We start from the raw sequence: 14,919 nt of genomic DNA on the forward strand, positions 1-14,919 counted from the left end.
CCAATGAATAGTTGCGCGTTAGATAAATCAGGACTGAAAATGAAAAAGAGCACTCTGGCATTAGTGGTGATGGGAATTGTTGCATCGGCATCCGTGCAGGCAGCAGAAGTGTATAACAAGAACGGTAATAAACTGGACGTGTATGGCAAAGTGAAAGCGATGCACTATTTCAGCGATGATAATGCAAAAGACGGCGACCAGACCTATATCCGTTTTGGCTTTAAAGGCGAAACGCAGATTAACGATCAGTTGACCGGTTACGGTCGCTGGGAAGCTGAATTCGCCGGCAATAAAACCGAAAGTGAGAGCGGTCAGAAAACGCGTCTGGCATTTGCCGGTCTTAAATTTGGTGAATATGGCTCGTTTGACTACGGTCGTAACCTCGGCGCGCTATATGACGTCGCCGCCTGGACCGACATGTTCCCGGAATTCGGCGGTGATGGCCTGGCGCAAACCGATAACTTCATGACCAAGCGCGCCAGCGGCCTGGCCACTTACCGCAACACCGACTTCTTCGGGATGATCGACGGCCTGAATATGACCCTGCAATATCAGGGCAAAAACGAAAATCGCGACGTGAAGAAACAGAACGGTGACGGCTTCGGCACTTCACTGAGCTATGACTTCGGCGGCAGCGACTTCGCGATTATCGGCGCATACGCCAACTCTGACCGTACCAATGAGCAGAATCAGCAGGCGCGCGGCCAGGGGCAAAATGCAGAAGGCTGGGCGACCGGTCTGAAATATGATGGTAACGATATTTACCTGGCCACTATCTATTCTGAAACCCGCAACATGGCGCCAATCTCCGGCGGTTTTGCCAATAAAGCGCAGAACTTCGAAGCCGTTGCGCAATATCAGTTCGACTTTGGTCTGCGTCCGTCTCTGGGCTACGTGCAGTCCAAAGGCAAAGATATTGAAGGCGTTGGTGATGAAGATATCGTGAAATATATTGATGTCGGCATGACGTACTATTTCAATAAAAACATGTCCGCCTTTGTTGATTACAAAATCAACCAGATCGATGACGACAATAAGCTGGGCGTGAGCAGCGATGACATCGTTGCGCTGGGTATGACTTATCAGTTCTGATGATACATTGCCGGATGGCGTTTCGCGCATCCGGCATTTTTCGCTTTATGCGCTTAACTTCACCGGTTCATCGGCGAAATCGTCAGCAGGTTCCAGCGAAAGCTGTAGTGAGTTCAATAACTCACGCAGCTTCTCGTGAAATTCTCGCAGGGTATATTCCAGTCGCTCAACCACTTCGGTATCCTTAATCGGAACCGCCTTCCAGTCCCCCGCTTTGTCAAACAGACCAAACTGGTAACTGTAAGTGAAGCGATTTTCCTGTGCTTCCAGTTCCATCCACCAGCCCCAGAATTCGCGCAGCTCAGGCGCAGGCTTCACGTTGACGCAAACTGCCAGGCAATCGAAAAAGAATCGATTATCTTCGCACTTGCCTTCACGGATGTAAGGACCTAGCGCGGTAAACTTCTTAATCAACCTGCTCTTCGGGTGTCCACTCGGTAACGTCATTGCGATCTCCTGTTATGAAGCAACTGTTTTACCAAAACAGTAGAATTTAGCAAATTATTAACACAATCTCTTTTCAATCCAGTGCGTGATTTCCTGGAGCGCTTTGTCAAAATTGCGATACACCGGGTTAAACGGTATCTCTAAAAGTTTACCATCGGCGGATGAAGAGGTGATTAAACGCGACTCCTCCTCCGGACTGAACGGATCGTTCTTCCAGAAGCCCGACAGCATGGGCGTCGGGCAGCGTCTGCCGAGCAGTCCCTGCACCTTCAGCGAGTAGCGATTAAGCTCAACGCACAGCGCGTCGTCGGAGGCGTCGTGCATCCCCAGCCGGCTCGCCAGCACGTCAAGATACATTTCCGGTACGGCGCGCTGGCGTTGCACGTCGCTAAGCAACGCGTGTACAACCGGGCCGAGGCAGGCTACCGCTTTCAGACGCGGCGACTCAAGATAAGCGAGGCGCACCGCCACGTTCGCGCCAAAGCGGAAACCAAACGCCGCCACGCGGGTGTGGTCCACCCACGGTATGTTAGGCAACGCTTTCAGCACATGCTGATGCAACAGGCTGGAATCCTGAGTGAGTTTCCACTTCGACGAGAACCCTACCGACGGCATATCCAGCGTCAGCATGGCGATGCCGCGCGGGGCGAAGTAACGCTCATACAAGGTGTAATAATCAGTTTGCATGGCGTCGAGGCCGCCGCACATCAGTACGGTCGGGAACGGCCCGTCGCCTTTCGGCATATGTAAAAAGCCGGTCACGGGCGAACCGCCGGGAATAGCGAACTCCATTTCACGCAGCGTACCGGGCAACCGCTGCGCCGCCTCTTCATAAGCCCGGTTAGCCAACGCCTGCGCCTGCTCAGCCAGCTCGTCGCCTTTCAGATGTGGGTAGGCGGCAATATTATACAGCGTGGACGCATGCAGCCAGTGGCGACCGCTGCGTTCAGCGTCCTGCTCCTGACAAGCCTTCTGCTGCCAGTCCATCGCCTGTTTCGACCATTCATAAATCCAGTTGCCGCCGCGGTAGCCAACCACCGTATCGTACAGTTCAGCGTCGGTGCGCTCGGCTTCGCTCATGACGATGCGCGCCTGCACGTCGAGGATTTCCCACGGGTCCACGCCGCGCCAGATCCACATCAGGCGGTTAATCATACGATACCAGTGGGGAACGTTTTTACCGTCCAGCGTGGATTGCACCGGCGACTGCGTACCGGCATTGAACCGACGAACCAGGGTCGACGTTTCAGGATGTTTAAAGCGGGGTTTGAACAGGGTTTCACTGAGGTTAGCCTGTGACATGCGTGCAGCCTCCTTAAATACTTACTGAGGCTTATTGTAACCTGTCATGGCGTAAAGAGAACAACGCCCGGCATTGCCAGGCGTTGAAACGTGCGGAGATTAGCGACCAGAAATCGGCGGAACGAAGACCACGCCCATATCCCATGGCTGCTCAATCCAGGTATCCTGCGGGATATCAATAACATAGTCGTCCACCAGCGGACGGCCTGCCGGTTTGGCAAAGATCGTGACGAAGTGGGCTTTCGGATACATTTCGCGGATAGCCACCGCGGTTCCACCGGTATCGACCAGATCGTCGATGACGATGAAGCCTTCACCGTCGCCTTCCGCGCGCTTGAGCACTTTCAGTTCGCGCTGGTTGTCGTGATCGTAGCTGGAGATGCAAACGGTATCGACATGACGAATACCCAATTCACGCGCCAGTAATGCGCCCGGTACCAGACCACCACGGCTAACGGCAATAATGCCTTTCCACTGTTCTGAAGGCATCAGGCGAGCTGCCAGTTTGCGTGCGTGAATCTGCAACATGTCCCAGGTGACGACGTATTTTTCGCTCATGTGAAGTGTCCCAGCCTGTTTATCTACGGCTTAAAAAGTGTTCGAGGGGGAAATAGGTTGCGCGAGATTATAGAGATCTGACGCAGCAAAAACCAGTGTTTCGCGGTATCCGCCCCTCTTTTTACGTGCTTTATACTACCCGCCGACAAAGAAAGTGGTATTCTCAACCGCATTGCGCAAGCCTGACTTGTGGTAATGATTAACCTGCTAACCCTGTGTGCGACAAGCCTGTTTGCCGTACACCGATGAGGAGACTCAACGTGTCTGAACTGTCTCAGTTATCACCACAACCGCTGTGGGATATTTTTGCCAAAATCTGCTCCATTCCGCATCAGTCCTATCATGAAGAACAGCTCGCTGAGCACATTGTTGGCTGGGCGAAAGAGAAAGGTTTCCACGTAGAGCGCGACCAGGTCGGTAATATCCTGATTCGCAAGCCCGCGACCGCAGGCATGGAAAACCGCAAGCCGGTCGTGCTGCAGGCGCACCTCGACATGGTGCCGCAGAAAAATAACGACACCGTACACGATTTCACCAAAGATCCTATTCAGCCCTATATCGACGGCGAGTGGGTAAAAGCGCGCGGCACCACTCTGGGGGCAGACAACGGCATTGGTATGGCCTCTGCGCTGGCGGTTTTAGCCGATGACAGCGTAGTCCACGGACCGCTGGAAGTGCTGCTGACCATGACCGAAGAAGCCGGAATGGACGGCGCGTTTGGTCTGCAGGCCAACTGGCTGCAGGCGGACATTCTGATCAATACCGACTCTGAAGAAGAGGGTGAGATCTACATGGGCTGCGCAGGGGGGATTGATTTTACCTCTAACCTGAAGCTTGAGCGCGAAGCCGTTCCGGCGGGCTTCCAGTGCGTTAAGCTGACCCTGAAAGGGTTGAAGGGCGGCCACTCCGGCGGCGAAATCCACGTTGGCCTCGGTAACGCCAACAAGCTGCTGGTGCGCTTCCTCGCCGGTCATGCGCAAGAGCTGGATCTGCGTCTGGTCGACTTTAATGGCGGCACCCTGCGTAACGCGATTCCGCGCGAAGCGTTTGCCACCGTTGCGGTTGCGGCTGACAAGGTCGAGGCGCTGAAAGCGCGGGTCAATACTTACCAGGCTATCCTGAAAAACGAACTGGCAGAGAAAGAGAAAAATCTCGTGGTTCTGCTGGAGACGACGACCAACGAGAAAGCGGCGCTGACCGCGCAGTCTCGCGACAGCTTTATTCGTCTGCTGAACGCGACCCCGAACGGCGTGATCCGCAATTCTGACGTCGCCAAAGGCGTGGTGGAAACGTCGTTAAACGTGGGCGTGGTCACCATGACTGACGACAACGTAGAAATTCACTGCCTGATCCGTTCGCTGATCGACAGCGGTAAAGACTACGTGGTGAGTATGCTGGATTCTCTCGGCAAGCTGGCAGGCGCGAAAACCGAAGCGAAAGGCGGCTACCCGGGCTGGCAACCGGATGCTAACTCGCCGGTGATGCACCTGGTGCGGGAAACCTATCAGCGTCTGTTCAACAAGACGCCGAACATTCAGATCATCCACGCAGGTCTGGAATGCGGTCTGTTCAAAAAACCGTACCCGGACATGGACATGGTTTCCATCGGGCCAACCATTACCGGTCCGCACTCGCCGGATGAGCAGGTTCATATCGAAAGCGTGGGTCATTACTGGACGCTGCTGACGGAACTGCTGAAAGCGATCCCGGCAAAATAAGTCGGTAATCCATACCGGATGGCGCTACGCCATCCGGTCGTCTATAACCCCAGCAGTAACTGCCGCTCCAGCTGCGGATCAAGCAGCGTAACGTGTAATCCCACCAGGCGAACGCCTCGCCCTCCCCGTCTTTCGTCCCAGGTTTTACGCGCGGTAGAAAGTAAATCGTCTTTGTTCAACCGCGGCCAGACGTGTTCCTGGGTGGTTTGCTGAAAATCATTAAATTTTAATTTCACCCCCTGACGGGCGATTAATAAATCCGGTTTGACCTTTGCCAGACGGCGTTCAAGCTCGGGGTATAAGCGCTCGATGATTGCCTCACATTCCGACCAGTGATGAATATCTTCCGCCATCGTCCGTTCGACACCCACGGATTTTCGCAGGCGCTCGCTGTTGACGTCCCGCTCGTCAATTCCCTGACTGCGCTCCCAGATAATGCGTCCGAATTTGCCAAAGCGTTTTAACAGCGTCGCCAGGTCAAAATGCTGAATATCGCCGCAGGTACGCAGTCCCATACTTTCCAGTTTTGCCGCAGAGACTTTTCCAACGCCGGGGATTTTTTCCAGCGGCAGCGTTTCGAGAAATGCCGGAACGTCTGCTGGCGTGATCACGTACTGCCCGTTTGGTTTATTCAGATCAGAAGCGATTTTTGCCAGAAATTTTACCGGTGCGACGCCCGCAGAGGCGGTCAACCGCAGTTCGTTAAAAATGGTCTGGCGAATTTCCTGAGCGATAAGCGTCGCGGAGCCATGACAGTGGGTGCTGTCGGTGACGTCAAGATAGGCCTCGTCCAGCGAGAGGGGTTCAATGCGCGAAGTGTAGCGGGAGAAAATTTCGCGGATATGTTCTGACGCTTCTTTATACGCATCGAAACGACCGGGTAATAAGGTGAGGTGCGGGCATAACTTTAACGCCATTCCGGTGGGCATCGCGCTGCGCACGCCAAACTTTCGCGCCGGGTAATTAGCGGTGCTGATCACGCCACGCCGCTCCCGGCTGCCGCCAATGGCGATGGGAATATCGCGCAGCGCGGGGTTGTCGCGCATTTCAACCGCGGCGAAAAAACAGTCCATATCAACATGTATGATTTTACGCATCGCCCCTCCCACACACTGTTTAAGTATACAGTATTTTTAGGGAATGAGAAGTCAATGAAGAACCCATAATGTGGTGTCAAAAGAGATGCAATTAAAGAAATGTCTTAATTCGTTTTAGCGTAAAGTGTAAACACGACACGCGGGGGTTGCGAAAAACTGCCGTGGTGCTAATGTGAGCGCTTAAAATCCAGATTCGTCCGATTTTGGGTACTGATATTTGCCGTTCTGGCATGTGTAACCGTTTTATCAAGGAACAAGCAGTATGCGTAAAATCGCATTGTTTATTGCGATGCTTTTGATCCCGTGCGTGTCATTCGCCGGTTTGCTGAGTAGCAATAGCTCCACGACGCCGATCAGCAAAGAGTATAAGCAGCAGTTGATGGGTTCGCCTGTCTATATTCAGATCTTTAAAGAAGAGCGCACGCTTGATCTCTACGTTAAGATGGGCGAACAGTACCAGTTGCTCGACAGCTATAAGATTTGTAATTACTCCGGCGGTTTAGGCCCTAAACAGCGCCAGGGAGATTTCAAAAGCCCGGAAGGTTTTTACAGCGTTCAGCGTAGCCAGCTCAAACCGGACAGCCGTTTCTATAAAGCCATTAACATTGGCTTTCCTAACGCCTATGACCGCGCACACGGTTATGAGGGCAAGTATCTGATGATTCACGGCGCCTGCGTGTCCGTTGGCTGTTACGCCATGACCGACAGCGGGATTGACGAGATTTTCCAGTTCGTCACCGGCGCGCTGGTGTTTGGCCAGCCGAGCGTTCAGGTCAGCATCTACCCGTTCCGCATGACCGACGCCAATATGCAGCGTCACAAGTACTCTTATTACAAGTCGTTCTGGGCGCAGTTAAAGCCAGGCTACGACTACTTTGAGCAGACCCGCAAGCCGCCGACCGTTTCCGTTGTCGATGGCCGCTATGTGGTCAGCAAGCCGTTGAGCCACGAGGTGGTTCACCCGCAGCTGGCGTCAAACTATACGCTCCCCGAGACAAAATAACGCCCACTCGCCTGGCATGATCTTTTGCCAGGTTTCATTGCCCGTCAGCGGTTGAGTGGCGATCACCGAGACCACATCGTTAGGTGTGGTCTGCGAGCTGAAGTCAATTTCCACATCCTGATCCAGCAGCGTAGCGACGCCAAACGGCGCCCGGCGCGTGATCCAGTACAGATTCGTTGAGCAGAACGCCATCACATAGCGTCCGTCTGACAGCAGCATATTGAACACGCCTTTTTCCCGCAGCACCCCCGCCAGCGTCGCGATATATTTAAACACCGAGGCCATGTTGCCCGGCGTGCGTGGGTAACGCAGGGTGAGCTTATGCAGCATCCAGCAAAACGCCTTTTCACTGTCTGTTTCGCCAACCGGACGGAAGTTGCCGGTTTCGAGAGATTTATAACCGCTAAGCTGCCCGTTATGGGCATACGTCCAGTTACGCCCCCACAGCTCGCGGGTAAAAGGATGGGTGTTCTCCAGCGCCACTTCGCCGCGATTCGCCTGACGAATATGGGCTATCACCGAGCAGGATTTTATCGGATACTCCTGTACCAGTCTGGCGATGGGTGAGTTAAAGCTGGGTTGGGGATCTTTAAATGTGCGACATCCTTTGCCTTCATAAAAGGTGATACCCCAGCCGTCTTTATGCGGTCCGGTGCCGCCCCCACGCTGTACCAGCCCGGTAAAACTAAAGCAAATGTCGGTGGGCACATTGGCGCTCATCCCGAGCAGTTCGCACATATATCACCTCCACAACAGCGGGGGACCAGTTTGCCCCCCAGCGAAGCCTTACTTAACCATCTCTTTTTCGATCAGTTGGATCAGGATATGGATCACTTTAATGTGGATTTCCTGAATACGATCGGCGTAGCCAAAATGCGGCACGCGAATTTCGATATCGGCCGTTCCCGCCATTTTGCCGCCGTCTTTGCCAGTCAGGGTGATCACTTTCATGCCCTTTTCGCGCGCTGCGGCGATGGCTTTGATCACGTTGCCGGAATTGCCGGACGTGGAGATCCCTAACAGTACATCGCCTTCGCGCCCCACGGCTTCGACGTAACGAGAAAAGACGTAGTCGTAGCCAAAATCGTTGCTGACGCAGGAAATGTGGCTGACGTCAGAAATGGCAATCGCCGGATAGCCCGGACGGTTTTCACGGTAACGGCCGGTCAGTTCTTCCGCAAAGTGCATAGCGTCGCAGTGGGAGCCGCCGTTGCCGCAGGAAAGCACCTTACCACCCGCCTTAAAACTGTCTGCCAGCAGGACCGCCGCGCGCTGAATGGCGTGAATGTTGGCGTCATCTTTTAAAAAGTTAGCCAGCGTTTCCGCCGCTTCGTTCAGTTCGTTACGAATAAGATCCTGGTACATGAGGATATCCTTCAGCATGAATGTAAATGACAGAATGCAGTGTACCGGATAGCACCGGAAGCGAGAAGCACAAGCCTCGCTCATCCCCCGTCCTTTTGATTTTTCGTGCCGCGACAAACGGCAACAATGTGAGCTTCGTTGTAATTATTTTGTAAACACATTGCTAAAAGAATTTACATCCACTACAACCTAATCATCACAAGTGGTCAGACCTCCTACAAGCAAGGGAGCTTTTCGTTATGATGATTTTGAGTATTCTCGCTACGATTGTTTTGCTCGGCGCGCTGTTTTATCACCGCGTGAGCTTATTCCTTAGCAGCCTGATCCTGCTCGTATGGACGGCAGCACTCGGTGTGGCCGGACTGTGGAACATCTGGCTGTTGGTGCCTCTGGCCATTATTCTGGTGCCGTTTAACGTGACGCCAATGCGCAAGTCGATGATTTCCGCGCCGGTGTTCCGCGGCTTCCGTAAGGTCATGCCGCCAATGTCGCGCACCGAAAAAGAAGCCATCGATGCCGGGACCACCTGGTGGGAAGGCGATCTGTTCCAGGGGAAACCGGACTGGAAAAAACTGCACAATTACCCGCAGCCGCGCCTGACCGCAGAAGAACAAGCGTTTATTGACGGTCCGGTAGAAGAAGCGTGCCGCATGGCGAACGATTTCCAGATCACGCATGAGCTGGCGGATCTGCCGCCCGAATTATGGGCCTTCCTGAAAGAACATCGCTTCTTCGCGATGATCATCAAAAAAGAGTACGGCGGTCTGGAATTTTCTGCCTACGCCCAGTCGCGCGTGTTGCAAAAACTGTCCGGCGTTTCCGGGATTCTGGCGATTACCGTTGGCGTACCCAACTCATTAGGCCCCGGGGAACTGCTGCAACATTACGGTACCCAGGAGCAGAAAGACCACTATCTGCCTCGCCTGGCCCGCGGTCAGGAAATTCCCTGCTTTGCGCTGACCAGCCCGGAAGCGGGTTCCGATGCGGGAGCCATTCCGGACACCGGTATCGTCTGTATGGGTGAATGGCAGGGTCAGCAGGTGCTGGGGATGCGCCTGACCTGGAACAAGCGTTACATCACGCTCGCGCCGATCGCCACCGTACTGGGGCTGGCGTTTAAGCTGTCTGACCCGGAAAAACTGCTGGGTGGTGAAGAAGAGCTCGGCATTACCTGCGCGTTGATCCCCACCTCGACGCCTGGCGTAGAAATTGGTCGCCGCCACTTCCCGCTGAACGTGCCGTTCCAGAACGGTCCAACGCGCGGCAAAGATGTCTTTGTGCCGATCGATTACATCATTGGCGGGCCGAAAATGGCCGGTCAGGGTTGGCGTATGCTGGTGGAATGCCTCTCGGTCGGCCGTGGGATCACCCTGCCGTCAAACTCGACGGGGGGCCTGAAGTCCGTCGCCATGGCGACCGGCGCTTATGCCCATATCCGTCGACAGTTTAAAATCTCTATCGGTAAGATGGAGGGTATTGAAGAACCGTTGGCGCGCATCGCCGGTAACGCCTACGTGATGGACGCAGCGGCGTCGCTGATTACCTATGGCATTATGCTCGGTGAGAAACCGGCTGTCCTGTCGGCCATTGTGAAGTACCACTGTACGCATCGCGGTCAGCAGTCAATCATCGACGCGATGGATATTACTGGCGGTAAAGGCATTATGCTGGGTGAAGGCAACTTCCTTGCCCGCGCTTATCAGGGCGCGCCAATCGCGATTACCGTTGAAGGCGCGAATATCCTGACCCGCAGCATGATGATCTTTGGTCAGGGCGCGATACGCTGCCATCCGTATGTACTGGAGGAAATGGCCGCCGCGCAGAACAACGACGTTAACGCATTCGATAAGCTGTTGTTTAAACATATCGGTCACGTCGGCAGCAATAAAGTTCGCAGTTTCTGGCTGGGTCTGACGCGCGGCCTTACCAGCGCCTCGCCAACCAGCGACGCAACCAAACGTTACTACCAGCATCTTAACCGTCTGAGCGCAAACCTGGCGCTGCTGTCCGATGTTTCTATGGCGGTGCTGGGCGGTAGCCTGAAGCGTCGCGAGCGTATCTCCGCGCGTCTGGGGGATGTATTGAGCCAGCTGTATCTGGCCTCGGCGGTGCTGAAGCGGTATGACGATGAAGGCCGTCATGAGGCTGACCTGCCGCTGGTTCACTGGGGGGTTCAGGATGCGTTGTATCAGGCAGAGCAGGCCATTGACGATCTGTTGCAAAACTTCCCAAATCGTCTGGTTGCCGGTCTGCTGAACGTGGTGATCTTCCCGACCGGTCGTCACTATCTGGCGCCATCGGATAAGCTGGATCATAAAGTGGCGAAAATCCTCCAGGTGCCAAACGCGACGCGCGACCGTATTGGCCGCGGCCAGTACCTGACGCCGAGTGAGCATAATCCGGTAGGCCTGCTGGAAGCAGCATTGCGTGACATCATTGCCGCCGAACCAATCCACCAGCGGATCTGTAAAGAGATTGGCAAAAACCTGCCGTTTACCCGTCTGGACGAACTGGCGCAGAACGCGCTGGCGAAAGGCTTGATCGACAAAGATGAAGCCGCCATTCTGGTCAAAGCCGAAGAGAGCCGTCTGCGCAGCATCAACGTGGATGATTTCGACGCCGATGCGCTGGCGACACAGCCGGTAAAGCTGCCGGAGAAGACGCGTAAAGTCGAAGCGGCATAACGCTTTCGCCTCATCGTTTAGCCCTGCTCCGGCAGGGCTTTTTATTGCCCCCGTTTCCTGAAACCTCGTGCTACAGTGTTTGGATGCTGTTCAAAAAGGAGTATCGACCATGCCTGCCCTGAAAATTACGCTGCTGCAACAATCGCTGGTGTGGATGGATGGTCCCGCTAATTTACGTCATTTTGACCTGCTGCTTGAACTGATGAGCGGACGCGATCTGATCGTTTTGCCGGAAATGTTCACCACAGGCTTTGCCATGGAGGCCGCCAGCAGCGCACTTTCTCAGGAGGACGTGATTGACTGGATGCGCGGCAAGGCGCGACAAACAAATGCGATGATTGCCGGTAGCGTAGCCCTGCCAGGCGAGACAGGAGCGGTAAACCGCTTTTTGCTGGTTGAGCCCGAAGGAACGGTACACTTTTACGATAAGCGTCATTTGTTTCGCATGGCGGACGAGCATAAATATTATCAGCCGGGTGACACCCGAAAAGTGGTCGACTGGCGCGGCTGGAGGATCCTACCGCTGATTTGCTATGACCTGCGCTTTCCGGTGTGGTCGCGTAACCGAAACGACTACGATCTGGCGCTGTACGTCGCCAACTGGCCCGCTCCCCGTTCGCTGCACTGGCAGACGCTGCTGGCGGCGCGCGCTATCGAAAACCAGGCTTACGTGGCGGGATGTAATCGCGTCGGCACCGACGGCAATGGACATCACTACCGAGGCGACAGTCGGGTAATCAATCCTCAGGGCGAAATCATTGCGACCGCGGACGCCCACCAGGCGACACGGATCGACGCAGACCTGTCGCTGAGCGCACTGAAGGAATATCGGGAAAAGTTTCCCGCCTGGCAGGACGCGGACGGGTTTACGTTAGGGTGAGCGTTGAAGCCATGCAAAAACGACGAAAGCCTGAATCATTTCACGTCCGGCATCGCCTTCTGACGCATTTTATAAAGAAATGAATTACACCTACAAGCACTATTTTATCGATCCCCTGCGCAACTGGTGAAATCTTTATATTTGACCAATGCGTATGTTTGACCTCTTTGAATGTATATACAGAAATTATACATTGTCGTCATTCAATAACAAACCATAAAAAAAGACATCACTACCAGCCTGTACAGCAGGATTAGGAAGGACGCATTTTTAGTAACCATGTTAAGCATATTATTTCACACCAATAATCTAATAGTTTTTCAAATGGCCAGAACCTACTATATAGAGGCTGGAGTCCACCCCGAAAATAGAGTAATAAAATAGCCTGAATCACTTACATGACAGACGCCTTCATACTTAAACAACTTAGGGATAAAACGTAGTGAAATCATATACTCCCTGGCACTCAAACTAAAAAGTAAATATATCTACAGCCCGATGCATACCACAACAGCCTGGAAGAATCTAGCTTACCCCAGGCAATTCAAAGATAGATACTGAAGATGCTTTTCATACAACTTTTAGATATATTCATCATTCTAATATTATCTATTATCAAAAAGCAAATAGTCTAATTATACAATTTATGAATTTATTACAACTAATAACCAAATGCAGGAGTTATGTAGTTACATACCGTTCAAGAACTGGTATTGTATCCCGGATTCGCTGATGAAATAAGGATAAAAAAATCTGTGGTAAGTAGATAAAAAGAAAAAAAGAATCCCACCGGTTTGTTGTACTTATGGGGCTGTACTATGGCAGTGACCAGCATGATGTAAAGTATGTACGATATAAACAACCATCTTATTACTATTTCATATTAAAAGAGAAAAACCGATAAATTTATCAAATAAAAAGCAAAGAGAATTTTATATGAATAAAAACATTCAAAGTGGAAATGATAAAGATAATGCTATAAGTGTCTTTATTAAATCACAAGGAGAGTATGAAGCTGCGGCTTTGAAAAAACTGACTATCACAGCTTCTGGTTTTATCAAACATGATAAAGTACGATATGATTTTGTGACAAATGTAGAAGCATTTATAGAAGCCCAACTCGAATGTATTAATGGCAATGGATCGCATGGAGAAAAAAATCTGGCTTTGAATTATTTACAACAGGAACAAGAATATCTTGAGAAACAGATAATCTGGTTGCAATCTAAACAGGTAAAACCAGCAGCATTAGTTGAAGTAAGAATCATAAATGGCGTATTATCATATATCGTGAAAAGCATTGGTTTAATCGGTGGAATAATTCAGATGGTATCTGGAGGTTTCCTTATGCTTGCAGGTTCCCCAACAGTCGTCGGTTCAGCCGTCGGCGCTATGCTCTTTTTGCATGGAATTACCAATGTATGGGAAAATGGCCGCAGTTTATTTTTTGGAGATGACAATGCAACAGGACCTATGACATATATATATGGTGAGGTCGCCAATATATTAGGTTTTGACAGAACTTATGGAAAGTTAGCCTTCGCTGGAATCGATCTAGGTTTATCCGCAGTTGCGTTATTCGGAACCAAGTTAGTACCAGACGCCTGTAGACTATTTCGTTATATCCCCTCAGATTATGAGATGGGTTTCCGAACGATGAGTGCTCTGGAATTGTCTGCTGAAATATTCCCTGATGCGGCAACATTATATTCCGGAACTCAAACCTATTTTTCTTTACCTGAGCCGATGCCTGAACCCCCTCCTCAACCGCTTATCCCTTTTAATGATTATTAGTTGTAATGACATGTATTCATAACATATTCTGACTTCTGTATAATGTTTTTGATATAGAGAAAATTAAAATGAATGAAGATGAATTAATCAAAATAATGTATGAAAATAATTTTTCAAAAAAACAAGTAAACAAATTAAAGAAACTCTCACAAAAATATTCAACCTCACTTTATGAGACAGTTTCTGAACTTGCACGTCGTTTCTTTCGCTCCTTATTCATGCATATTCTGACATTTATATTGGTTTTTCATTCATATATCCGCCTCAGTGAAGAGCATGGACACACTTTACAAAATATCTTATTTTCCATTGGGGTCTTATGCTTGGCATATGTAATAATAGATTTATTTGCTCCATTATCTCAGGGATACAAGGCCAGAAAAGTCATACAACAAGCCCAAAGAAAAGAGAACTCTAAATGAGTATATGCCTAGCCAAACCAATGATAACACCTGCTAATTATGAGTATTAATAATGAAGAACGATGATCCGTCTTATCAATTTGAACAGTGCGCAGACAGGTATTTTTTGCTTGAATATTGTGCACATACATCCAAAAACAAACACAACGGACTTAAATAAAAAATCAATATATCTGGCCACTATAGCTGACATTAAAAATAACATTACGAAAAATACCTAGAGCCCTCGATATGTTATCTTTTCTGAAGTATGAAGGATTATATTATGTCGTTCCGACTTTAGGGTGAGATGTTGAAGCCATGCAAAAACGACGAAAGCCTGAATCATTGCTGATTCAGGCTTTCTGAATAGTGGCGGAACGGACGGGACTCGAACCCGCGACCCCCTGCGTGACAGGCAGGTATTCTAACCAACTGAACTACCGCTCCGCGTTGTGTTCCACTTGGGAACGAAGCGCATATTACGGATTGGTATGCACCCCGTCAACGCTTTTTCTCATGTTTTTAATCATTTGCTCTAAATTTCACCCGGACGGCGATTTTTACATCATTAACGG

13 protein-coding genes and 1 tRNA gene are annotated in these 14,919 nt (G+C 51.2%); 7 read left to right on the plus strand and 7 right to left on the minus strand.

The window, feature by feature from the left end:
* The first annotated feature begins 39 nt into the window (after window positions 1-39).
* Entirely contained in the window at window positions 40-1,092 is a 1,053-nt protein-coding gene (gene phoE, locus HVX72_RS16645; protein ID WP_060571109.1) for a phosphoporin PhoE, read from the plus strand.
* 45 nt (window positions 1,093-1,137) lie between these two features.
* On the opposite strand, the gene crl is transcribed toward phoE, so the two are convergent.
* From crl to gpt, 3 genes are all read right to left on the minus strand, one after another.
* Window positions 1,138-1,539, minus strand: coding sequence for a sigma factor-binding protein Crl (crl, locus tag HVX72_RS16650; RefSeq protein ID WP_042286152.1), 402 nt, complete (start codon window positions 1,537-1,539; stop codon window positions 1,138-1,140).
* Window positions 1,540-1,596: 57 nt separating this feature from the next.
* Window positions 1,597-2,841 carry an esterase FrsA gene (frsA, locus tag HVX72_RS16655; protein ID WP_042286154.1) on the minus strand — a complete coding sequence of 415 codons (1,245 nt, stop codon included), beginning with the start codon at window positions 2,839-2,841 and terminating at the stop codon, window positions 1,597-1,599.
* A 99-nt stretch (window positions 2,842-2,940) separates the two neighbouring features.
* The gene (gpt, locus tag HVX72_RS16660; protein WP_003863205.1) at window positions 2,941-3,399 is read right to left on the minus strand and encodes a xanthine phosphoribosyltransferase; all 459 of its coding nucleotides are present in this window, start codon (window positions 3,397-3,399) and stop codon (window positions 2,941-2,943) included.
* A gap of 260 nt (window positions 3,400-3,659) precedes the next feature.
* On the opposite strand from gpt, the gene pepD reads away from it, so the two are divergent.
* A complete protein-coding gene (gene pepD, locus HVX72_RS16665; protein WP_181821924.1) occupies window positions 3,660-5,117 on the plus strand; it encodes a cytosol nonspecific dipeptidase in 1,458 nt (485 codons plus the stop codon).
* Window positions 5,118-5,158: 41 nt separating this feature from the next.
* Here pepD and dinB read toward each other — a convergent pair whose 3' ends face one another.
* On the minus strand, window positions 5,159-6,214 hold the full coding sequence (dinB, locus tag HVX72_RS16670; RefSeq protein ID WP_042286158.1) for a DNA polymerase IV: 1,056 nt from the start codon (window positions 6,212-6,214) through the stop codon (window positions 5,159-5,161).
* A gap of 262 nt (window positions 6,215-6,476) precedes the next feature.
* Between dinB and dpaA the strand changes: the two genes are divergently transcribed.
* Window positions 6,477-7,217: a peptidoglycan meso-diaminopimelic acid protein amidase gene (gene dpaA, locus HVX72_RS16675; RefSeq protein WP_042286159.1), complete on the plus strand. Its 741-nt coding sequence runs from the start codon at window positions 6,477-6,479 to the stop codon at window positions 7,215-7,217.
* Here the strand turns inward: dpaA and HVX72_RS16680 are convergent.
* Together HVX72_RS16680 and lpcA are read right to left on the minus strand one after the other, a co-directional pair.
* On the minus strand, window positions 7,188-7,955 hold the full coding sequence (locus HVX72_RS16680; RefSeq protein WP_181821925.1) for a class II glutamine amidotransferase: 768 nt from the start codon (window positions 7,953-7,955) through the stop codon (window positions 7,188-7,190). The two genes, dpaA and HVX72_RS16680, sit on opposite strands and share 30 nt — an antisense overlap.
* A 48-nt stretch (window positions 7,956-8,003) precedes the next feature.
* Window positions 8,004-8,582: a D-sedoheptulose 7-phosphate isomerase gene (gene lpcA / locus HVX72_RS16685; protein ID WP_028017728.1), complete on the minus strand. Its 579-nt coding sequence runs from the start codon at window positions 8,580-8,582 to the stop codon at window positions 8,004-8,006.
* A 239-nt stretch (window positions 8,583-8,821) separates the two neighbouring features.
* Between lpcA and fadE the strand changes: the two genes are divergently transcribed.
* The 4 genes from fadE (at window position 8,822) to HVX72_RS16705 (ending at window position 14,362) form a co-directional block, all read left to right on the plus strand.
* Window positions 8,822-11,266, plus strand: a complete 2,445-nt coding sequence (fadE, locus tag HVX72_RS16690) for an acyl-CoA dehydrogenase FadE (protein ID WP_181821926.1) — start codon at window positions 8,822-8,824, stop codon at window positions 11,264-11,266.
* Between the two features lie 109 nt (window positions 11,267-11,375).
* Window positions 11,376-12,146, plus strand: a complete 771-nt coding sequence (locus HVX72_RS16695; protein WP_181821927.1) for an amidohydrolase — start codon at window positions 11,376-11,378, stop codon at window positions 12,144-12,146.
* Between the two features lie 936 nt (window positions 12,147-13,082).
* Window positions 13,083-13,940, plus strand: coding sequence for a DUF4225 domain-containing protein (locus HVX72_RS16700; RefSeq protein ID WP_181821928.1), 858 nt, complete (start codon window positions 13,083-13,085; stop codon window positions 13,938-13,940).
* 68 nt (window positions 13,941-14,008) lie between these two features.
* Window positions 14,009-14,362, plus strand: coding sequence for a hypothetical protein (locus tag HVX72_RS16705; RefSeq protein ID WP_181821929.1), 354 nt, complete (start codon window positions 14,009-14,011; stop codon window positions 14,360-14,362).
* A 352-nt stretch (window positions 14,363-14,714) separates the two neighbouring features.
* Here the strand turns inward: HVX72_RS16705 and HVX72_RS16710 are convergent.
* Window positions 14,715-14,791, minus strand: a tRNA-Asp gene (locus HVX72_RS16710).
* Window positions 14,792-14,919: the final 128 nt, after the last annotated feature.

The organism is Citrobacter sp. RHB21-C05, assembly GCF_013889015.1.
Taxonomy (GTDB): domain Bacteria; phylum Pseudomonadota; class Gammaproteobacteria; order Enterobacterales; family Enterobacteriaceae; genus Citrobacter_A; species Citrobacter_A sedlakii.